The sequence below is a fragment of the Rhodococcus erythropolis R138 genome, from assembly GCF_000696675.2.
GTDB classification, from domain to species: Bacteria; Actinomycetota; Actinomycetes; order Mycobacteriales; family Mycobacteriaceae; genus Rhodococcus_F; species Rhodococcus_F erythropolis.
In genome coordinates, this window is the sequence record NZ_CP007255.1 from 3,501,424 (window position 1) to 3,521,809 (window position 20,386).

21 protein-coding genes are annotated in these 20,386 nt (G+C 62.9%); 18 read left to right on the plus strand and 3 right to left on the minus strand.

The window, feature by feature from the left end; translation table 11 throughout:
* The first annotated feature begins 9 nt into the window (after positions 1-9).
* The 8 genes from H351_RS16085 to H351_RS16120 are packed head-to-tail and all read left to right on the plus strand — an operon-like array spanning position 10 to position 7,916.
* Positions 10-1,179, plus strand: coding sequence for an MCE family protein (locus tag H351_RS16085; protein WP_029255483.1), 1,170 nt, complete (start codon positions 10-12; stop codon positions 1,177-1,179).
* Positions 1,176-2,198: an MCE family protein gene (locus H351_RS16090; protein ID WP_029255482.1), complete on the plus strand. Its 1,023-nt coding sequence runs from the start codon at positions 1,176-1,178 to the stop codon at positions 2,196-2,198. Before H351_RS16085 ends, H351_RS16090 begins: the two co-directional genes overlap by 4 nt.
* Positions 2,195-3,217 carry an MCE family protein gene (locus H351_RS16095; RefSeq protein ID WP_029255481.1) on the plus strand — a complete coding sequence of 341 codons (1,023 nt, stop codon included), beginning with the start codon at positions 2,195-2,197 and terminating at the stop codon, positions 3,215-3,217. The genes H351_RS16090 and H351_RS16095 overlap by 4 nt, the downstream gene beginning before the upstream one ends.
* Positions 3,217-4,479 carry an MCE family protein gene (locus tag H351_RS16100; RefSeq protein ID WP_029255480.1) on the plus strand — a complete coding sequence of 421 codons (1,263 nt, stop codon included), beginning with the start codon at positions 3,217-3,219 and terminating at the stop codon, positions 4,477-4,479. Before H351_RS16095 ends, H351_RS16100 begins: the two co-directional genes overlap by 1 nt.
* The gene (locus H351_RS16105; protein WP_029255479.1) at positions 4,476-5,633 is read left to right on the plus strand and encodes an MCE family protein; all 1,158 of its coding nucleotides are present in this window, start codon (positions 4,476-4,478) and stop codon (positions 5,631-5,633) included. Before H351_RS16100 ends, H351_RS16105 begins: the two co-directional genes overlap by 4 nt.
* Positions 5,630-6,949, plus strand: coding sequence for an MCE family protein (locus H351_RS16110; RefSeq protein WP_029255478.1), 1,320 nt, complete (start codon positions 5,630-5,632; stop codon positions 6,947-6,949). The genes H351_RS16105 and H351_RS16110 overlap by 4 nt, the downstream gene beginning before the upstream one ends.
* A complete protein-coding gene (locus H351_RS16115) occupies positions 6,916-7,452 on the plus strand; it encodes a hypothetical protein (RefSeq protein ID WP_020907934.1) in 537 nt (178 codons plus the stop codon). The genes H351_RS16110 and H351_RS16115 overlap by 34 nt, the downstream gene beginning before the upstream one ends.
* Positions 7,449-7,916 carry a hypothetical protein gene (locus H351_RS16120; protein ID WP_029255477.1) on the plus strand — a complete coding sequence of 156 codons (468 nt, stop codon included), beginning with the start codon at positions 7,449-7,451 and terminating at the stop codon, positions 7,914-7,916. The genes H351_RS16115 and H351_RS16120 overlap by 4 nt, the downstream gene beginning before the upstream one ends.
* On the opposite strand, the gene H351_RS16125 is transcribed toward H351_RS16120, so the two are convergent.
* The gene (locus tag H351_RS16125; protein WP_003943994.1) at positions 7,913-8,503 is read right to left on the minus strand and encodes a TetR/AcrR family transcriptional regulator; all 591 of its coding nucleotides are present in this window, start codon (positions 8,501-8,503) and stop codon (positions 7,913-7,915) included. The genes H351_RS16120 and H351_RS16125 overlap by 4 nt on opposite strands.
* A 267-nt stretch (positions 8,504-8,770) precedes the next feature.
* On the opposite strand from H351_RS16125, the gene H351_RS16130 reads away from it, so the two are divergent.
* Positions 8,771-10,309, plus strand: a complete 1,539-nt coding sequence (locus tag H351_RS16130; RefSeq protein ID WP_029255476.1) for an FAD-binding protein — start codon at positions 8,771-8,773, stop codon at positions 10,307-10,309.
* Between the two features lie 29 nt (positions 10,310-10,338).
* Here H351_RS16130 and H351_RS16135 read toward each other — a convergent pair whose 3' ends face one another.
* Positions 10,339-10,848: a MarR family winged helix-turn-helix transcriptional regulator gene (locus H351_RS16135; protein ID WP_020969752.1), complete on the minus strand. Its 510-nt coding sequence runs from the start codon at positions 10,846-10,848 to the stop codon at positions 10,339-10,341.
* A 175-nt stretch (positions 10,849-11,023) separates the two neighbouring features.
* Between H351_RS16135 and H351_RS16140 the strand changes: the two genes are divergently transcribed.
* Positions 11,024-11,806, plus strand: a complete 783-nt coding sequence (locus tag H351_RS16140) for a dioxygenase family protein (RefSeq protein ID WP_019748662.1) — start codon at positions 11,024-11,026, stop codon at positions 11,804-11,806.
* Between the two features lie 39 nt (positions 11,807-11,845).
* Here the strand turns inward: H351_RS16140 and H351_RS16145 are convergent, their stop codons facing one another.
* Complete coding sequence (locus tag H351_RS16145; protein WP_020907928.1) at positions 11,846-12,304, minus strand: peroxiredoxin; 459 nt, start codon at positions 12,302-12,304, stop codon at positions 11,846-11,848.
* Positions 12,305-12,361: 57 nt separating this feature from the next.
* Here H351_RS16145 and H351_RS16150 point away from each other — a divergent pair, with 57 nt between their 5' ends.
* From H351_RS16150 to H351_RS16185, 8 genes are all read left to right on the plus strand, one after another.
* Positions 12,362-13,948, plus strand: a complete 1,587-nt coding sequence (locus H351_RS16150; protein WP_019748660.1) for an anthranilate synthase component I — start codon at positions 12,362-12,364, stop codon at positions 13,946-13,948.
* Entirely contained in the window at positions 13,945-14,652 is a 708-nt protein-coding gene (locus H351_RS16155) for a TIGR02234 family membrane protein (RefSeq protein ID WP_020969750.1), read from the plus strand. Before H351_RS16150 ends, H351_RS16155 begins: the two co-directional genes overlap by 4 nt.
* Before the next feature lie 125 nt (positions 14,653-14,777).
* Positions 14,778-15,587 (plus strand): indole-3-glycerol phosphate synthase TrpC, encoded by an 810-nt coding sequence (gene trpC, locus H351_RS16160; RefSeq protein WP_003944016.1) that lies wholly within the window; start codon positions 14,778-14,780, stop codon positions 15,585-15,587.
* A 74-nt stretch (positions 15,588-15,661) separates the two neighbouring features.
* Positions 15,662-17,011, plus strand: a complete 1,350-nt coding sequence (gene trpB / locus H351_RS16165; RefSeq protein WP_019748657.1) for a tryptophan synthase subunit beta — start codon at positions 15,662-15,664, stop codon at positions 17,009-17,011.
* The gene (gene trpA, locus H351_RS16170) at positions 17,008-17,811 is read left to right on the plus strand and encodes a tryptophan synthase subunit alpha (RefSeq protein ID WP_003944010.1); all 804 of its coding nucleotides are present in this window, start codon (positions 17,008-17,010) and stop codon (positions 17,809-17,811) included. Before trpB ends, trpA begins: the two co-directional genes overlap by 4 nt.
* Positions 17,808-18,881: a prolipoprotein diacylglyceryl transferase gene (gene lgt, locus H351_RS16175; protein ID WP_019748656.1), complete on the plus strand. Its 1,074-nt coding sequence runs from the start codon at positions 17,808-17,810 to the stop codon at positions 18,879-18,881. Before trpA ends, lgt begins: the two co-directional genes overlap by 4 nt.
* Positions 18,878-19,303 carry a TM2 domain-containing protein gene (locus H351_RS16180; protein ID WP_029255475.1) on the plus strand — a complete coding sequence of 142 codons (426 nt, stop codon included), beginning with the start codon at positions 18,878-18,880 and terminating at the stop codon, positions 19,301-19,303. Before lgt ends, H351_RS16180 begins: the two co-directional genes overlap by 4 nt.
* A 127-nt stretch (positions 19,304-19,430) precedes the next feature.
* Complete coding sequence (locus tag H351_RS16185) at positions 19,431-20,309, plus strand: TM2 domain-containing protein (protein ID WP_029255474.1); 879 nt, start codon at positions 19,431-19,433, stop codon at positions 20,307-20,309.
* The last annotated feature ends 77 nt before the right edge of the window (positions 20,310-20,386 follow it).

Below are 20,386 nucleotides of genomic sequence, written 5' to 3' on the forward strand. Positions count from 1 at the left end.
GGGGACTGCGTGCACAGATACGGCTACAAGTTGGCTGCTCTGGGCTTGGCTGCGGCGATCGTCGGGGTCATCGCTTTGTCGGTCGCGTCTTTCAACCAGGTGTTTGTCGCTCGCGTCCCGATCACGGTGATCGCGGAGCGCGCGGGGCTCGTGATGGATCCGGGCGCGCGGGTGAAGATGGCCGGGGTGACCGTGGGCTCGGTGGAGTCCATCACGCCGACTGACGACGCTACCGCACAACTGTCGTTGTCGATCGATCCCGAAGCGCTCGAATCGATTCCGTCAAACGTGGATGTGGCGATCACGTCGAACACGGCCTTCGGCGCGAAGTTCGTCAGCCTGTCCTCGCCGGAGCAGCCGAGCAGCGCGCGACTTGCCGCCGGGGCGACGATCGACGCATCCCGGGTGACTGTCGAGCTGAACACGGTGTTCGAGAAACTCACCACCGTGCTCCGGACGGTGGACCCGGGCAAGCTCGATTCGACATTGGGTGCCCTCTCGACTGCTCTGCAAGGACGCGGCGGACGGCTCGGGGTCGCACTCGAACAAGTAGATTCCTCGTTGCTCGAATTCAACACTGCACGTGAGGCTCTCGATCATGTGTTGACTGATTTACCAGCCGTCACACAGACCTACCGCGACGCTGTTCTCGACTTGATGGACACCCTCGACTCGCTCACGACGACGGGAACCACTGTTCTCGACGAGCAGCAGAATCTCGATCTCCTCTTGCTCAACGTGATCGGGGTCGCCCGCACCGGAGAAGATGTACTGGGAGCCAACGCCGACGGTATCGACACCGTTCTGTCGTTACTGCGGCCGACCACCGCACTGCTCGAGGAATACTCCCCGGTGATTCCCTGCATGTTCCACGGACTGCAGGAGAGCAAGAAGATCGGCGACGGCGCCTACAACGGACAACCAGGAATCAAGATGTCGATCGGTCTGATCGCCGGAACCGAACCGTACCGATATCCCGACGACCTTCCGAAGGTCGCGGCAACAGGTGGCCCGCAGTGTATGGGTCTTCCACTGCGCGACCCGAACGTCAATGCTCCGTACCTGGTGACCGATACCGGGGTGAATCCGTTTGCGCCCGAGCGTCAGCCGAATGGTGGACAACCGATGAACACGGTCCCGGATCTGATGAGCTACCTGTTCGGGACGGAGATCCGATGAAAGTTCGTGGGTACACCGTCAAGTTCGGAATTTTTGTTCTGGTGATGATCCTCGTCAACGCCGGGCTGATCCTCGTGTTCGGCCAGATGCGAGGTGGCGACGCGAGGTCGTACTCGGCGGAGTTCGTCAACGCCTCCGGGCTCAGAGCCGGCGACAAGGTGCGCATCGCCGGTGTGCCGGTCGGTTCTGTCGGCTCCGTCGAATTCGGTGGGAATCACCGTGCCCACGTGAGTTTCAGTGTGGATACGGGTGACACCGTGACTGTATCGACCAGAGCCGCTGTTCGATATCAGGATCTGGTGGGTAATCGATACCTCGAACTGCTCGACGATCCGGGGATCGCGGAACCGCAGCCACAGGACGAGAGCATTCCCGTCGATCGCACCGCACCGGCACTCGACCTCGATGCGCTACTCGGTGGTTTCAAGCCGCTGTTTCAAGCCCTGGACCCGGAGCAGGTCAACGCGTTGTCGATGTCCTTGCTCGAGGTGTTTCAAGGCCAGTCCGGAACTGTGGCATCGGTGCTGGCGCACACCGGATCGATCACGAACACTCTCGCAGACCGCGACCAACTGATCGGTCGAGTGATCGGCAACCTCGACGGTGTGCTCAGTGAATTGCGCAGCCGCGGTGGTCAGTTCAGTGACACTCTCGATCACCTACAACAGCTGGTCAGCGGGCTCGCGGCGGACAGGGAGATGATCGGGACTGCCGTCGAGAGTGTGAACACCGCATCAGGCACCTTCGCCGATCTCCTCGCCGGAGTTCGCCCGGACATCGCGGGAAACCTGTCGAAGCTGGACGCAAGCCTGAATCCGCTGATCGAGCAACAAAGTGAGCTCGATCGGATTCTCGCGTCCATGCCCTCGAACTACAAGCAGCTGATCCGAGTCGGCTCGTACGGGTCGTTCTTCAACTTCTATCTGTGCGGAATTGCACTGAAGGTCGACGGTGCCGACGGTACGCCGCTCACTGTCGACCTGGTGGATCAGACGACCGGAAGGTGCGCACCACGATGAGAGAGATGGCACAGAGCCAGGCCGTACGCGTGGGGGTCGTGGGATTGGTCGTCACGGCCGCCGTCGTATTGGCATCGCTCCAGTATCAGAATCTGCAGTTCCTGAAATCGGGCGTCGGGTACAGCGCGGTGTTCGCCGACGCCAGCGGTCTCGCGCCGGGAGACGAAGTCAACGCCGCTGGAGTGAAGATCGGAACGGTGGACCGGATCGAGGTCGAGCACGGACTCGCGCGCGTGGACTTCACACTGGAAGGCTCGATCGGTTTGGGAGAAAGCACGTCGGCAGCCGTCACCACGATGTCGTTGCTCGGCAAGCGAGCGGTATCGCTCGATCTGGACGGTACGGGAAGGATCGCGGTCGGCGGCGAGATCCCGGTCGAGCGAACAAGATCGGCGTACTCGCTGCCCGACGTGCTCGGTGACCTCACCACGACGGTCGAGGACATCGATCTCGACCAACTCTCCGAATCGCTCGACGCAGTGGGACAGGTGATGTCCGACAGTGCGCCGGACCTGAGACCGGCACTGGACGGTGTCGCACGGATCTCCGACAGCGTCAATAGACGCGACGACATGTTGCGCACCTTGCTGTCCGATGCAAACGACGTCGCCGGGACGCTGGCCGAGCGTGGACCACAGGTCAACGCGCTACTCGTCGACGGCAACGCCTTGTTGGGAGAACTGGATCGGCGACAGGCGGCGCTGGGGGAAGTGATCACGAACATCTCGGCGTTGTCGACCCAGCTGAGCGGACTCGTCCACGACAACGAGGCGCAATTGCAACCGGTCCTCGGCAAACTCGACACGGTTGTCGGCATTCTGCAGAACAACAAGGACAACCTTTCTCAGGGAATCGACGGTCTCGGTACGTACGTGGGCACGCTCGGCGACACCGTGGCCAGCGGTCCCTTCTATTACGCCTACGTCCAGAACCTGGTACCGGCGCAATACACCCAACCGTTGATCAACGCGATGTTCGGGCTACCACCTGCGCCGCTACCGATTCCGGAGGTTCGATGATGGGTGCCTTACGAGTTCGCAAACCGGTGAACTGGCGTCGAATCGGCGTAGTCGGTGGAAGCGTCGTCGGCGCGGCGATCGTCGTCGTGTCGGGATACCTTGCGGTGCAACATCTGCGCTACTACAACGTGACCGCCTACTTCACCTCGACGACCGGCCTGTATGTCGGTGACGACGTTCGTGTCGTGGGGGTCGACGTCGGCCGCGTCACCGAGATCGCCCCACAGGGAGATCGAATGCGCGTCGAACTGAAATTGGCGCGCGAGGTTCCCGTCGCCGAGGACGCGAAAGCGGTGATCGTTGCCCAGTCACTGGTCTCGGCCCGCTTCGTGCAGTTGACGCCGGCGGTGACGGACGGCGCCGACGCACTGAATGACGGTGCGGAGATCGGGCTCGAGCGAACAGCCGTCCCGGTCGAGTGGGACCAGATCAAGGAACAGCTGGGCCGGGCTGCCGATGCTTTGGGTCCCGACGGGGACGATCGCGGTCCCGCCGCCAACTTCCTCGACGGTGCCGGATCCGCACTGGCCGGCAACGGGGAAGCGCTGGGGCGCTCGGTGACCGAACTCTCGGAGGCTATGAGCACACTCGACGAAGGCGGAGCCGATCTGTTCGGCACCATCCGCGGCCTGCAGACCTTCACGACCGCACTCGCCGCAAGCGACGAACAGATCGTTCAGTTCCAAGGACGACTGGCAAATGTCTCGAGTGTGCTCGCCGAGAGCCGGACGCAATTGGCTCCGGCTCTCGCCGATCTGGACGCCGCCGTCGTCGACGTACAGCGGTTTGTCGAACAGAACCGAACCGGCTTGACGGAGCAGATCGCGAAGTTGGCCGACGTGTCCCAGGTATTGGTCGACAAGCGCGCAGGTCTCGAGAAGGTACTGCATCTGGCTCCGACAGCGTTGTCGAACTACTACAACGTCTACCGGCCGGCCCAAGGAGCGATGGTGGGTGTGCCCGCATTCCAGAACGTCGGCAACCCGATCGACTTGATCTGCGGCGGAATCGCCGGCCTGGCCAACGACACCTCGAAGAAGGGCGCGGATTTGTGCATCGAATACCTCGGCCCGTTGCTCAACACGATCAAAGCGAACTACCCGGACCTGAGCATCAATCCGACCCGGGCGCTCGGGGCTCTTCCGGACCAACTGGTGTACAGCGAGCCTGATCTGGAACCGACTGGCGCCTTGAGCTTTCCGACGGTGCCGGTGGCGTCTGATCTGACCGGCTTGCTCATGCCGTCGACAGGATCACGATGACTGGCCGCCGGTGGGGAACAGTGTGTGTGGCGGCGAGCGCCGTGCTCGTTCTGACGGGTTGTCAATGGAGCGGGCTGAATTCGGTGTCGCTGCCGGGCGCGGCCGGCCGCGGTGAGGGAAGTTTCTCGGTCGTGATCGAGATGCCGGACGTCACGTCGATCAGTCCCAATTCTCCGGTCATGGTCAACGACGTGACAGTCGGAAGTATCAGTGCGATCGAGACCGACAACTGGCACGCACGGGTGACGGTTGCGCTCGACGGTTCGGTGTCGCTGCCCGCCAACGCGACTGCCAAGATCGGCCAAACCAGTCTGCTCGGATCCAAACACGTCGCGCTCGCGCCGCCCACCGAGGTGGCGCCGGAAGGGCGGTTGTCGGAGGGATCCGTGATTCCCCTTGCATCGGCCAGTGTCTATCCCACCACCGAGGAAGCGTTGACGGCACTGTCCTTGGTGCTCAACGGCGGTGGGCTGGCCCAGATTCACAGCATCACCACGGAACTGAACACTGCTCTCGGCGGGCGGACCGATGCGGCGCGCGACCTGCTGAGCCAGATGGACACCGTGACCGAGACACTCGACCGTCAACGCGAGGCGATAGTCACGACCATGGAGAATCTAGACGTGTTCGCCGGCGAGATCACGGCTCAGCGAGACGTTCTCGGTGAGGCGTTGGAGACCCTTGATCCGGCCTTGGCGGAACTGAGCGCCCAACGCGTCGACCTGACCACCGCCCTCGATGCGGTCGGCAGGTTCGGGGACGTCGGGACCGATCTGGTCGACCGGACCCGCGACGATTTGAAAGCCAATTTGAGCGCCTTGGAATCGACGCTGCAGAAGGTGGTCGAAACAGGACCGGACCTGATCAACAATTTGGGCAATCTGAGTACCTTCCCCTTCCCCCAGACGACCATCGACGACGGAATGCGCGGTGATTACACCAATTTGTGGGCGCTGATCGACCTCACGAGTAATCGCCTTCAGTCAGGTCTGGGCTTCGGTACTCCGTTCGGGGCGCCGCAAACTCCGGTGGAGAACGGAATACTGGTCGATCCTTTGACCGCGCCTCTGGGTACCGGGCGGGCCGCCCCAAGTGACACCGGGCGGGCCGCCCCAAGTGGTACAGGGCGGACCGACCAGGACGGTGGACGATGATTCTCACGAAGTTGGTGCGAAGGCAATTGACGATCTTCGCGATCCTGGCGGTGATAGGCATGAGCGCAGCGGCTATCTCGTACCTGAGAGTTCCGACCATGCTCGGCATCGGGCGCTATTCGGTGACAGTCGAACTGCCCGACGCCGGCGGCCTGTATCGGAACGCGAACGTGACCTATCGCGGCGACACCATCGGTCAGGTCAGGTCGGTGCGTCTCTCTCCGGGAGTGGTACGCGCCGAATTATCCTTGGAGAGTGCGGTTCCCGTTCCCTCCAGCGGGCTCACAGTAGCGGTGCGAAGCGTGTCGGCAATCGGTGAGCAATACGTCGACATGCAACCGAGCACCGCGGACGGACCCTTTCTGGCCGACGGAGACGTGATCGGCCCCGACGCTGTCACGATCCCGACCGAGATCGGACCGGTCCTCGATCAGGCGCAGGCGATGCTCGCATCCGTACCGCAGGACAAGTTGCGATCGGTGATCGACGAGTCCGCGGCAGCTTTCGGAGGCAGGGGAGAGGATCTGGCTCGTCTGCTGGATTCGACCACCTCGTTCGTCGATCAGATGGCCGCTGCCACAACGCCGGCTACGACGCTCGTACAGCAGTTGGATCCGCTCCTGCAGACACAGGTGGTGACGGGCGATCAGATTCGCCAGTGGGCGTCCAGTGTCGCTCAGCTCAGTGGACAGTTGGAGGTCGCCGACGGGTCCGTGCGCAATATCCTCGAGACCGGACCGGGCTTCGCGACTGAAGCCGACCTGCTGTTTCAAGGCCTCAAACCCACTTTGCCTGTGCTGCTTGCCAATTTCACCAGCACCGCTCAGGTGGCTTTGACGTACAACGCCGGGTTGGAACAGGTGCTCGTCATCTTGCCGCCACTGGTCGCGGCACAGGAAACCGTCGTACAACGCGGGCAGGTGGACGGCGCCGCGAACGTCAACTTCCACCTCCAAGCGCAGGACCCTGCGGCGTGCTCGACCGGTTACCTTCCTGCGGATCAGCGACGGGACCCGACCCAGACGAGTGTGCCGGACACCCCGGCTGATCTGTACTGCAAAGTGCCACAGAACTCGGTCTTCGCCGTTCGTGGATCTCGGAACATTCCCTGCATGGAGGTACCGGGCAAACGAGCACCGAGCCCGGAGATCTGCCGGAGCCCCGAAGCGTACGTGCCGTCGGGGACCAATGCGCCCGGCGAGTTGTACACCGGGCCTGACGGAGTCGACTATCAACACACGGAGTTGGCTCCGGCTGACTCCGGTCCGGGGGAGGGGGAGCCGTGGCAACAGTTGCTGACGCCGACGAATCGCTGAGAGGTGAGGTGCTGGATCCGGTCCGAGGGAAGCGCGGTGTACTCACTGCCCTGGTCTGGATTGCACTCGCGGCTCTGAGCGTCGTTGTCGTCTTCGGTTGTCTGGCAGTTCGATCGGACCGCGTGCGAGAGTCCCAGCGTCAAGGGTTCGTCGACGGTGCTGTCGCAGGAACCCTTGCTCTGATCGACGTTCACTCTGCCACGCTCGACGAGGATCTCGCGGAGCTGAAGTCGCTGACTACGGGAACTTTTGCAGACGAACTGAAGTCCGGTGAATCTGCGTTCGTCGCATCGATCCGTGATTTCGCCGTCGATTCCGACGGTCATGTCGACACCGCCGCCCTGGCATCGGAATCCGGAACCTCGGGGGTGGTACTGATCGCGGCATCGGCTCAGGTCGGCAATTCGGCGGGAGAGTCTTCGGCGCGAACCTACCGTCTTCGCGTCGGTGTCGAAGAGGTCGACGGTCGGGTACTGATGTCGAGTGTGGAGTTCGTCCCGTGAAGCGCGTGGTCTTGGCGTTTGCAGCGCTGATCTTGGTGGGAGCCGGCGGGACTCTGCTCTGGAGTCACCACCGTTCGGCAGCCGCTGAAACCGCACGTGTCGAGGTGATCGGTGTGGCGCCGATGCTCGTCGAGAATCTCTTGACCTACAACAGCGACACGGTGGACGAGGATCTTGCACATGCTGCCGAGGGCGCAAGTGGAACATTTCAGGACCGCTTCGCCGAATTCGGATCGAAAACCGTTGCACCCCAGTCGAAGGAGCAAGGAATCAGCACGAAGGCGCGAGTAGTCGACGTCGGAGTGCTCTCCGCTGCTGCAGACCGAGCAGAATTGCTCCTGTTCGTCGATCAGATCACGACGAGTATCGCGCGGCCGGCACCAGCGTCGACGTCGAGCCGAGTCGAGGTGACACTCGATCGAGTCGACGGCACATGGCTGGTGAGTGCCATGACCCCCGTCTAGTGAAGGTTGTCGCGGCCCGCCATGATCAGCCTGGCAGTGACTTCGAGCCGGTCTGCGATCTGCGAATAGGACTCGTAACCCATGCCGGCTCGGACAAGCGCTCCGGACCAGGAGATTTCGAGTGCTTCGAGTACGTCGGGATCGTATGACGGCCCCAGCGCCTCGATGAGCCGCTCGCGGATGTTCTTGCCGATACGTCCCCGAAGGTGTTCGACGTCGGGATCGTTGCCCATCATCGCCGTGGTCACGGCCGCGGCCAGCTCCGGTTCGTCGGAAACGAGGAGTGCGACGCTTCGAAGGACCGAGCAGACCTGCGCTTCTCGTTCCGCCTCGGGGGAGGGCTCGTGCGGTACTGCGTCGAGTCGGCGCCAGAACAGTTCTGCCACAAGGTGACTCTTGGACGAAAAATAGGTGTACGCCGTGGCTGCGGCGACACCGGCTTCCGCTGCCACCATTCGTACAGTCAGATCGGCAAACCCTTTGTCGCGCAGGACCGTGATCGCTGCCGCGGTCAATCGATCGACGGTTTCGGCTTGCTGCTGTGTGAGCCGTCGACGAGTGGACTCGAACTTGGTCTTACCAGACATGTGTCCAGACACTACGGGATCAGACCCGTGCGAGCAAAGTGTGCGCTATCGCTGCTCGTTCTCGCTCCCCGCTCGGTGTCATGTCTCGCTGCCCGCTCGGTGTCATGTCTCGCTCCCGCTCGGTGTCATGTCTCGCTCCCGCTCGGTGTCATGTCTCGCTCCCGCTCGGTGGGACAGAATTTCGATCCCCCGCGATCGCTAAGTCCATGTGTTAGAACGATTTCTAGAACACGTTCGGAAATGTGCCCAGGATCGGAGAGGCTGATTATGGCGAAGTGGGACGAGACATGCGACGTACTCGCTGTGGGATCGGGCGGCGGACTCGCCGGCGCGTACACGGCAGCACGCGAAGGCCTCGACGTCATTGTGATCGAAGCGACCGACAAGTACGGCGGAACAACGGCGTACTCGGGCGGCGGCGGAATGTGGTTCCCGTGCAACGCCGTTCTTCGCCGGGGTGGGGACGACGACACCATCGAAGATGCGCTGGAGTACTACCGTTCGGTGGTGGGTGATCGGACACCTGCCGACGTCCAGGAGGCATACGTTCGAGGCGGCGCCGGGTTGATCGACTATCTCGAAGAGGACTCGAATTTCGAGTTCCAGATACTGCCGTGGCCCGACTACTTCGGGGAAAAACCCAAGGCTCGCGCGAGCGGTCGACACATCGTTCCCAAACCGATGAACGCTAAGAAGCTTGGTGTGCTTCGTGATTCACTTCGATCGCCGCTCGCGACGGAGCGGTTGGGAGAAGAGTTGCCGGCGTACCTCGTCGGCGGGCAGTCGTTGATCGGTCGATTCTTGCTGGCACTTTCGACATTCGCCAACGCCGCCATGCACCTGAACACCACTCTCGAAGAATTGGTCGTCGAGGACGGATCGGTCGTCGGCGCGGTCGTCGAACAAGGTGGTCGGCGTCGAACCATCCGAGCCCGCAGAGGAGTGATTCTGGCCGCGGGCGGATTCGAACAGAACGAGACCCTGCGTGCCGAATTCGGTGTTCCCGGCTCTGCGCTCGACACGATGGGTTGTCCCGGCAATCTCGGCAAGGCGCATCAGGCGGCTATCGCCGTGGGCGCCGATACCGACCTCATGGGGGAGGCCTGGTGGTCGCCGGGGCTCACCCATCCGGATGGCCGCTCCGCGTTTGCGCTGTGGTTCACCGGCGGAATCTTCGTGGACGACAACGGTCGTCGATTCGTCAACGAGTCTGCGCCGTACGACCGCTTGGGTCGCTCCGTCATAGAACACATGCGGGCACGAAAAGTAACCACACCGTATTGGATGATCTACGACAACAGGGAAGGTGCAGTGCCGCCGGTGAAGGCGCCCAACGTGCCCATGGCGCAGACGGAGCAGTATGTGGATGCTGGGTTGTGGAAGAGTGCCCAGACGCTCGAAGACCTCGCCGCCCAGATCGATGTTCCCGCAGCGGAACTGGTGCAGACCGTGAAGCGATTCAACGAGTCTGCGGCGACCGGCGTCGACACGGACTTCGGCCGAGGAGACACTGCGTACGACCGTGCCTTTTCGGAGGGGGCTTCACCGCTCGTACCGATCGACCAAGGACCGTTTCACGCTGCCGCTTTCGGTATCTCCGACCTCGGGACCAAAGGTGGTCTACGTACCGACGCAACCGGGCGGGTGCTCAAAGCCGACGGTACGGCGATTGCCGGATTGTACGCGGCGGGCAACACGATGGCAGCGGCCAGCGGGACTACGTATCCCGGCGGTGGAAACCCGATAGGAGCGAGCATGCTGTTCAGTCACCTGGCTGCACTCGACCTCACGAAGCCGCCGTCGTAAGGATCAGACCGCTGGTGTCGGGAAAGGGGTCAGGCCTTGCCGAGTCCGGCGGCGATTCCCTTGTCCAGTTGGCTGAGCATTGCAGTCCCCAAGGACGAAAGCTGGGCGACCTGGCGATCATCGAGGCCCTCGAAGAGGAGACCTTGAACCGAGGCGACGTGTGGCGGCGCGGCCGCGACGACCTTTGTCATTCCTTCGTCGGTGAGTACTGCGTTGGAGCCGCGGCTGCCGCGAATGACTTCCCGTTTCACCCAGCCGGCTTTCTCCATCTTCGTGACGACGTGCGAGAGGCGGGACAGGGAAGCGTTCGCGCGCTGGGCCAGTACCGACAACTGGAGCTTGTGGTCGGGGGCGTCCGAGAGTGCGGCGAGCACGAAATATTCGAAGTGGGTGAGTGCCGAATCGCGTTGCAGTTGAGTGTCGAGTGCGGCAGGCAACCGTGTCACGAGAGCGATCAGTGTCAGCCAGGCTTCCTGCTGCTCGGCTGTGAGCCACTTCGTCTGAGACTGCGCGTCGGGCTGCGCGGTCGGTTCACTCATCGGTGACTTCTCCTTCGGGTCGAGCATTCTTCGTGCACGGAGCGTGCTGGTGTACAGCGTCTCAGACGCATGTCCAGAAGAATATTGCGGGGAATAGTTGCGGGACGCAAGTGTTGAGTCCTATATTAGGTTGAACCTTCAACTTAACGACGAATGTCTATCCCGAGGAGCCCATATGTCCACCACAACCATGCCTGCGCTGTATCTCAGCCACGGTGCTCCGCCGCTGGTGGACAGCGCGTTGTGGGTCGACCAATTGGGGGCGTGGGCCGGCGATCTTCCGCGGCCGACGGCAATCCTCGTCGTCTCGGCGCACTGGGAATCAGCACCGCTGACGATCGGTTCGACGACCACGGGCACCCCGCTCATCTACGACTTCGGTGGTTTTCCCGAGAGGTTCTACCGCGCGAAGTACAACTCTCCCGGCGCTCCGGAACTCGCAGCTCAGGTCGCCGCGTTGATGCCGGACAACGAACGAGTGGTTCAGCAGCCGAATCGAGGACTCGATCACGGTGCCTACGTGCCGCTCACGGTGATGTACCCGGACGCAGACATCCCGGTACTGCAAATTTCGCTGCCAACCCTCGATCCCGAGCGTTTGCTCCATCTCGGAGAACGCCTACGGCCACTCCGTGAGCAAGGTGTACTGATCGTGGGATCCGGATTCACCACGCACGGGCTGCCGTTCCTGCGCGATCCGTCACCGGAGGCGCAGGCCCCGGGATGGTCGGCGGAATTCGACGCGTGGGCAGGGGAGAGGTTCGCTGCCGGAGACGTCGATTCGTTGATCGACTTCCGCGCCCAAGCTCCCGGGATGCCGTACGCGCATCCGACCATCGAGCACTTCGCCCCGTTGTTCGTCACGCTCGGTGCGTCGTCCGATCCGGAGCAGGTGCCCACCCAGGTGATCGACGGATTCTGGATGGGACTTGCGAAGCGCTCGATTCAGGTCGCCTAGAGAATCAGGTTGCTCAGAGAATCATTTCGCCCAGGTGAGTCAGCTTCGATTGCGAAGGAACTCGAGTGCCTGGTCGCCGTGCGTGTTGGCGCGAAGTTCACTCGAGATGACTTTGAGAACGGTGCGGTCGGTGTCGATCACGAAGGTCGAGCGTTTGACCGGAGCCAGCTTGCCCAGGAGTCCGCGCTTGACGCCGAACTGTTCGGCTACCTTGCCGTCGGTGTCGGCGAGCAGGGGGTAGTCGAAGGATTGTGCGGTGGCAAAGGTGGACTGAGCTTCGACCGTATCGGTGCTGATACCTGCCCGCGAAGCGCCCACCGCGGCGAATTCGCTGCCCAGGTCACGGAAGTGGCACGCCTCGGCGGTGCACACCGGCGTCGAGGCTGCCGGGTAGAAGAAGAGGACCAAGGGGCCGTTCGCGAGCAGGCTCGTCAGCGAGCGCGGAGTTCCGTCCTGGTCGGGCAGCGAGAAATCGGGGGCGAGTTGGCCTGGTTTCATTCGGCCGAGGTTACCCGCGCACGACGACCGTGTGGGGGAGCCTGGGATGATGGAGGCATGCACGGCGAGCCCACCTCCATGTCCGCACGGTCGTCCGACACCGCGATCGTCGGTGACGCGTCCGATTCCACCACCACTCGGGAGCAGTTCCGTGCCCTCGCAGCTGAGCACCGGGTCGTTCCGGTCACTCGGAAAGTGTTGGCGGACTCCGAAACTCCGCTCTCGGCGTACGAGAAGTTGGCCGGCAATCGTCCAGGCACCTTCTTGCTCGAGTCGGCCGAGAACGGTCGTTCGTGGTCGCGGTGGTCGTTCATCGGCGTCGGGAGTCCGGCTGCACTGACCGTCGTGGACGGAGAGGCGGCTTGGTACGGCAATGTTCCGGCCGGTGCTCCGGCCGGCGGTGACCCGATCGATGCACTCGGTGCCACCCTCGAACTACTTCGTTCGGAGCGACTTCCCGACCTACCCCCGCTGACCGGCGGAATGGTCGGGTTCCTCGGTTACGACGCGGTGCGGCGCCTCGAGAGATTGGGTGACTCCGCGGTCGACGACCTGCAGATACCCGAGATGGTCATGCTGCTTGCTGCCGACATCGCCGCTGTCGATCACCACGAAGGGGCGATCACCCTCATCGCCAATGCGGTCAACTGGGACGGCACCGACGAGCGTGTCGACACGGCGTACGACGACGCGGTCGCCAGGTTGGACGCGATGACTCGCGCTCTCGCGGCGCCGGCGAAATCGACGGTGTCGACATTCTCGAAAGCGACTCCGAACTACCGTCGTCAACGCACCACCGAGAGCTTCGGTGTCGACGTCAAAAAGTTGATCGGCGACATCGAAGCGGGCGAGGCATTCCAGGTAGTTCTCTCGCAGCGATTCGAGATCGATTGCACTGCAGCACCGATCGACGTGTACCGGATGCTGCGCGCGTCGAACCCCAGCCCGTACATGTATCTGCTCAACGTGCCGAACGGTGACGGAGAGACGGCGTTTTCGATCGTCGGTTCGAGCCCTGAAGCACTGGTCACCGTCGCCGAGGGCGTCGCGACGACACACCCGATCGCTGGAACCAGATGGCGCGGTGCCACAGAGGAGGACGACATCCTGCTCGAGAAGGACCTCCTCGCCGACGAGAAGGAAAACTCCGAGCACCTCATGCTCGTCGATCTGGGGCGAAACGATCTGGGTCGTGTCTGTCGCCCGGGCACGGTGAAGGTGCACGACTACCGGCACATCGAGCGGTACAGCCACGTGATGCATCTCGTATCGACCGTCACCGGTCATCTGGCCGAGGGAAAGCACGCTCTCGACGCGGTCACCGCATGCTTCCCCGCTGGAACCCTGTCAGGGGCACCCAAGGTGCGTGCGATGCAGCTGATCGAAGAACTCGAGCCCACCAGGCGGGGTATCTACGGCGGCATCGTCGGCTACCTCGACTTCGCCGGCGACGCCGACACCGCGATCGCGATCCGAACGGCATTGATCAAGGACGGGATCGGATATGTCCAGGCGGGCGCCGGCGTCGTCGCCGACTCGGATCCGGTCTACGAGGACACCGAGGCCCGCAACAAGGCGATGGCAGTGCTGAGCGCCATCGCGTCGGCGCACACCCTGCGCACCATCGGAGGTGACGATCAGTGAGTGAGAACGAGTCGATTGCAGCGGAGCAGCCTACAAGGGCTTCTCGTGGCACCGCTGTGCCGAGGACGCTTTTGCTTGCACTGTCGGCAGCAGCTCTGTGGGGCAGCTCACGAATGACGTGGGTTCATCTGACCTCGAGCGACGGCAAGACGCTGGAGCGGACGACGGACCTCGACGGCAGCACCTGGGCGGCGGCGATGACTCCGCTCGCGCTCGCGCTTCTGGCGGCGATCGCGGCGTCGTTCGCGGTGCGAGGTTGGGCGCTTCGTGTGGTCGGACTGTTGGTGGCACTCGTCGCCGTCGCGGTAGCGGTTCCGGCGGTGCAGTTGTTGGTGTCCGGAGCCTCTTCGGACCGAGCGGTGGAGTTGGCCGAGTTGTCCGGTCACCCGGAAGATCTCTCGACGACTGTTTCGGTACTGCCTGCCTTGCTTGCGTTGCTCGGAGCGGTGGCGGCGCTCGGCGCAGCAGTACTTCTGATGCGCAAACCTCCAGTGCGAGGCGGGTTGTCGTCGAAGTACGACAACCCTGCCGCCCGCCGCGAAGCTGCAGCCAAGCTCGGTCAGGGAGACACACCCGCGTCGGACGAGCCTGTGACACAACGGATGTTGTGGGACGCGCTCGATGCCGGAGAGGACCCGACAGTGGCTGACGGGGACGACGGAGTTGGGGGAGGCAACGGTGCGAAACCGGGGTCGTCGCACTGAGTAAGACTGAACCCTCACCTGCGTGGGTACCCCGGCGGAGTAGCAAAATTTCGTCCCACTAGGCTGAGACCACCCTGATGACGTATCTCACATCGGGCTCTTGCCCAGAAAGGATTCGGGCCACGATGACCGTACTCGACTCGATTCTCGACGGGGTGCGCGCTGATGTCGCCGCCCGCGAAGCCGTACTCGACTTCGCTGCAGTCAAGGCTGCTGCGGCCGCTGCACCGCCTGCACTCGATGCTGCAGCAGCACTTCTGGAATCGAGCATCGGCGTCATCGCCGAGGTCAAGCGAGCGAGCCCGTCAAAGGGTGCGCTGGCCGACATTGCCGATCCCGCAGAGCTTGCCGCGGCTTACCAAGCCGGTGGCGCACGCATCATCAGTGTTCTCACCGAAGAGCGCCGTTTTCACGGCTCGTTGGCCGACCTCGACGCAGTCCGTAAAGCGGTCACCATTCCGGTGCTGCGCAAGGACTTCATCGTGGGGCCGTACCAGATTCACGAGGCTCGCGCTCACGGCGCCGACGTCATCTTGCTGATCGTCGCGGCACTCGAACAGCAGGCGCTCGCCTCGCTGATCGATCGCACCGAATCTCTGGGAATGACTGCCCTCGTCGAGGTACACACCGAGGAAGAAGCCAACCGCGCGCTCGAAGCCGGCGCCAAGGTGATCGGTGTCAACGCGCGCAATCTCAAGACCCTCGAGGTGGACAAGAACACCTTCGGTCGCATTGCTCCCGGTCTGCCGACCGAGACGATCAAGATCGCCGAATCGGGTGTTCGCGGAACTGCCGATCTGTTGGCGTACGCCGGTGCGGGCGCCGACGCAGTGCTCGTCGGTGAAGGCCTCGTGACCAGCGGCGACCCGCGTAAGGCCGTCGCAGATCTGGTCAATGCCGGTGCACACCCGTCCTGCCCCAAACCGTCTCGATAAAGCGCTTCACCCGCCCGGCGTGCTTTGATGCACCCGGGCGGTGACCAGCGACACCGTTGGGGCAGACTGGTGGGGTGACTTCACGTACTCAGGAACCAGGCTCCGGTGCAGTATTCAAGGGCGGCAATCTGCCGCCGGCCAGCGCGGGACTCACCGAGCGCTCTCACGACCCGGATGCCGGAGGGCATTTCGGCGTCTATGGCGGACGGCATGTGCCGGAAGCTCTCATGGCGGTTATCGAGGAAGTCACTGCGGAGTACGAAAAGGCTCGCGCGGACGACACGTTCTTGAACGAACTCGATCGCTTGCAGCGCGATTACACCGGGCGTCCGTCGCCGATTTTCGAGGCAACGCGAATGAGCGAGTTCGCCGGCGGCGCGCGCATCATTCTCAAGCGTGAAGATCTGAACCACACCGGTTCTCACAAGATCAACAACGTTCTCGGTCAGGTTCTGCTGGCGAAGCGTATGGGCAAGACCCGCATCATCGCCGAGACCGGAGCGGGACAGCACGGTGTGGCATCGGCCACCGCCTGTGCACTGCTCGGTCTCGAGTGCGTCATCTACATGGGTGCTGTCGACACCGAACGTCAAGCACTGAACGTCGCACGCATGCGCCTGCTCGGCGCGGAGGTCGTCTCGGTCGAGACCGGTTCGCGCACGCTCAAGGACGCGATCAACGAAGCCTTGCGCGACTGGGTTTCCCACGCGGACAACACCTATTACTGCTTCGGTACCGCGGCAGGCCCGCACCCCTTCCCCACCATCGTTCGCGACTTCCAGCGAGTGGTCGGCCTCGAAACACGCGTCCAGGTTCAGGCACTGACCGGCCGCCTGCCCGATGCAGTCACAGCCTGCGTCGGAGGCGGCTCCAACGCAATCGGAATCTTCCACCCGTTCATCGACGATCTGTCGGTACGGCTGGTTGGCTACGAAGCAGCCGGCGACGGTGTCGAAACCGGAAGGCATGCAGCAACGTTCGCCGGCGGTACCCCTGGCGCATTCCAGGGTGCCTACTCCTACCTGCTCCAGGACGAAGACGGTCAGACCATCGAATCGCACTCGATCTCTGCTGGTCTGGACTACCCGGGCGTCGGACCCGAGCACGCTTACCTGAGCGATATCGGGCGTGCCACCTACGAACCCGTCACCGACAGCGAAGCGATGGATGCTCTACTGCTGCTCTCGCGCCGCGAAGGCATCATCCCGGCCATCGAATCCGCCCACGCCGTTGCCGGCGCGCTCCGACTGGGCAAGGAACTCGGCGAGGGCGCGATCATCGTCGTCAATCTCTCCGGTCGCGGTGACAAGGACATGGACACCGCCGCAAGCTGGTTCGGTCTCTTCGACGGCGCCTCGAGTCAGGCAACCGCTCCGGCTGATGCAGCAGACCAGAACGACAACACGGAAGGCTCGGACAAGTGAGCGAACGACCATCACGCCTCGCACCCACCTTTGCAGCGTGCAAGGCTGACAAGCGTGCCGCCCTCGTCGGTTACCTGCCTGCCGGTTATCCGACCGTTCCCGAATCGATCGACGTGTTCAAGGCGATGGTCGACGGTGGCTGCGACATCATCGAAGTCGGTGTCGCGTATTCCGATCCGGTCATGGACGGTCCGACCATCCAGCGTGCAGCCGAAACCGCACTCACCAACGGCGTTCGCCTTCGCGACATCTTCACCGTGATCGAGCAGATCAGTTCGGTCGGCGGCAAGGCCGTCGTGATGACCTACTGGAACCCGGTACTGCAGTACGGCGTCGACAAGTTCGCACGAGACCTCGCTTCCGCCGGCGGGCTCGGACTCATCACCCCCAACCTCATTCCGGAAGAAGCAGGCGCCTGGATGGAAGCATCCGAGGAGCACCACCTCGACCGGATCTTCCTTGTCGCCCCGTCCTCGACGGAAGAACGGCTCGCGATGACACTCGACGCGAGTAGTGGATTCATCTACGCGGCCTCGACAATGGGTGTCACCGGCGCTCGCGACGCCGTGTCGTCGATGGCTCCGGAACTGACCGCACGAATCCGCGCGCATTCCGACATTCCCGTCGGCGTCGGATTGGGTGTTCGGTCCGGCGCACAAGCTGCCGAAATCGCGGCATACGCCGATGCCGTCATCGTCGGCTCGGCTCTGGTCTCCGCGGTCGAGAACGGCTTGGGAGCGGTTCGCTCGCTCACCGAAGAACTCGCCGAGGGCGTCCGCTCGGCTACCGTGGCGTCGTGACCTCAACTGTGGACCTACTGGCCTATATCCCCAGCCCGCCCCAAGGCGTCTGGTACGTCGGACCGGTAGCGCTGCGCGCCTACGCGCTCTTCATCATCCTCGGCATCATCGTCGCGATCGTGTGGGGAGATCGTCGTTGGGTCGCCCGCGGCGGCGAGAAGGGGACCGTTCTCGACATCGCGATCTGGGCTGTTCCGTTCGGTCTGATCGGTGGCAGGCTCTATCACGTATTGACCGACTGGCCCGCCTATTTCGGCGAGAACGGTCAGCCTCTCGATGCACTCAAGGTGTGGCAGGGAGGCCTCGGAATCTGGGGAGCTGTGTTCCTCGGCGGCATCGGTGCGTGGATCGGCTGCCGTCGACGCGGCATTCCGGTTTCCGCGCTCGGTGATGCGATTGCGCCCGGAATCCTGCTCGCGCAGGCCATCGGTCGTATCGGCAACTACTTCAACCAGGAGTTGTACGGTCGCGAGACCACCGTCCCATGGGGCCTCGAGATCTTCGAGCGTGTGAACTCCTCCGGCCAGCTCGATCAACTGGCAGGTGTCTCCAACGGAGAAGTCATTCGGGTCGTTCACCCGACGTTCCTCTACGAAGCTGTGTGGAACGTCCTGATCGTGATCCTGCTGGTCCTCGTCGACCGCCGATTCAAGATCGGTCACGGACGCCTGTTTGCTCTGTACGTCGCGGGTTATTGCCTGGGCCGGTTTGTCGTCGAACTGATGCGCGACGATTTCGCATACGAGATCGCCGGCATTCGAGTCAACACATTCACTTCGGGGATCGTGTTCTTCGCCGCACTGGCCTACTTCTTCCTGGCGAAGAAGGGTCGTGAGGATCCGGCTGATTTGAAGTCGAAGGACTACGTCGCTGCGGTAGCTGCCGGCGAAGCAGGAGTCGCGGCGCCAGTTACCGAAACTGATTCGGCGAAGGCCGACGCGAAAGGCGCCGACGCTGAAGATTCTGAATCCGATGCTGCTGAATCCGCTTCCAGTGAGGCAAGCGCCTCCACGGCAGCGTCGGATGAGTCGTCGGACGCGGTGAAGCTGTCGAAGAAAGACAAGCCGTGACAGGTCCCTATTCGCAAGGGGGATTCCCCGAGGATCAGGGACCGGTCTACGGCGCGCCCAATCCGTACGGATATCAGCAGCCACTGCCCGCTCCATCGATGTACGGGTTCGGAGATCCCTATGCGCCGTACGGTCGGCACCCGGTAACGGGGGAACCGTATTCCGACAAGTCGAAAGCTACAGCTGGACTGTTGCAGATCTTGCTGGGCTTCTTCGGAATCTGTGGAGTCGGTCGTCTTTACATCGGGAGCGTCGGCATTGGACTGTGCCAACTGCTCGGCATGTTCTTCGCGCTGTTCATGTCCGCGTTCCTCATCGGAATTCCATTTGCCATCGGAATTTGGATCTGGGCGTTCGTCGACGGCATCGTGATACTTTCGGGCAATGCGCGGGACGGTGTTCGCCGGCCGTTACGAGGATGATCCGGGAGCACGAACCGAGGAAAGATCTGTGGGGGACCGGCCACGCGAAGGCCGAACCCGTCTCGTGGCCCGATAACAAAAGCTATTACGTACCGTCGTCGAATCGAAGGAAAGTACGTTGCCTAACTTGAACAAGAATCCGGAACCGTCCGAGTCGGGGGACTCGTCAGGATCGCAGCCGCCGGTTCCACCCCAGTTCGGGTCGCCGTTCGACTACGACGCGACGGCAGATGCGTCGTTGACGGAAACCTCGGCGCCAACGGAAAAGACTCCGTCGACGGAGACCACCGGCACCGGTCCAGGCTGGGACACGTATTCGGGAGTCGGGAACGGCCCGGGCTGGGGAAACCACCCCATCTACCCGCCGCCGACCGGAACCGAATCGACTACAGCGTTCCCCACTGCCGATTCTGATTCCACCCCGAATCAGCCCACGGCGCCGTACACGTCGCAGGAAAGCTACGCCGCCCAGAACTATCCGGCGACCGACTATCCGGCGCCGGACTACTCGAGGCCGACCCAAACCCCGACGGACGGTCCCGTTTACGGTGCGCCGGCAGATCAGACTCCGAATCCCTACGCGGCTCCGCCGCAGGGCTACCCCGCCGCTCCGCCGCAGGGAAGCCAGAATTACGGTCAGCAGCAGGGCTACCCCCAGCCTGGATATTCGCAGCCCGGTTACGGTCAGGCGCAGGGATACCCGCAAGGTCAGGGTTATCCTCAGCCTGGCTTCGGCCTTGTCGACCCGTCCGCACCGTACGGACGTGACCCGATGACCGGCGAACCGTATTCGGACAAGTCGAAGACGACCGCCGGATTGCTGGGCATTCTGCTCGGCGGTTTCGGAGCAGGACGTTTTTACCTCAACCAGCCCGGCATGGCTGTCGCACAGATCGCGGTCACTTGGTTGACGTGTGGAATCGGTGGCGTCTGGCCGCTCATCGACGGCATCATGATGTTGACCGGCAGTGTGCGCGATCAGTACAACCGACCTTTGCGTAGCTGATCGAAAACGATGTTCGGAACTGTGGCCCCCTGACGCTCGTCGTCAGGGGGCCACAGTTTTACTCTCGCGACCTGCGG

Bases quoted from the DNA above. Each gene is read 5' to 3' on its own strand.
- H351_RS16150 (WP_019748660.1), top strand. From the start codon at position 12,362: ATGCACGGCGAGCCCACCTCCATGTCCGCACGGTCGTCCGACACCGCG.
- H351_RS16100 (WP_029255480.1), top strand. From the start codon at position 3,217: ATGGGTGCCTTACGAGTTCGCAAACCGGTGAACTGGCGTCGAATCGGC.
- H351_RS16090 (WP_029255482.1), top strand. From the start codon at position 1,176: ATGAAAGTTCGTGGGTACACCGTCAAGTTCGGAATTTTTGTTCTGGTG.
- H351_RS16105 (WP_029255479.1), top strand. From the start codon at position 4,476: ATGACTGGCCGCCGGTGGGGAACAGTGTGTGTGGCGGCGAGCGCCGTG.
- H351_RS16125 (WP_003943994.1), bottom strand. From the start codon at position 8,503: ATGTCTGGTAAGACCAAGTTCGAGTCCACTCGTCGACGGCTCACACAG.
- trpC (WP_003944016.1), top strand. From the start codon at position 14,778: ATGACCGTACTCGACTCGATTCTCGACGGGGTGCGCGCTGATGTCGCC.
- H351_RS16110 (WP_029255478.1), top strand. From the start codon at position 5,630: ATGATTCTCACGAAGTTGGTGCGAAGGCAATTGACGATCTTCGCGATC.
- H351_RS16095 (WP_029255481.1), top strand. From the start codon at position 2,195: ATGAGAGAGATGGCACAGAGCCAGGCCGTACGCGTGGGGGTCGTGGGA.
- H351_RS16135 (WP_020969752.1), bottom strand. From the start codon at position 10,848: ATGAGTGAACCGACCGCGCAGCCCGACGCGCAGTCTCAGACGAAGTGG.
- H351_RS16130 (WP_029255476.1), top strand. From the start codon at position 8,771: ATGGCGAAGTGGGACGAGACATGCGACGTACTCGCTGTGGGATCGGGC.
- H351_RS16145 (WP_020907928.1), bottom strand. From the start codon at position 12,304: ATGAAACCAGGCCAACTCGCCCCCGATTTCTCGCTGCCCGACCAGGAC.
- H351_RS16140 (WP_019748662.1), top strand. From the start codon at position 11,024: ATGTCCACCACAACCATGCCTGCGCTGTATCTCAGCCACGGTGCTCCG.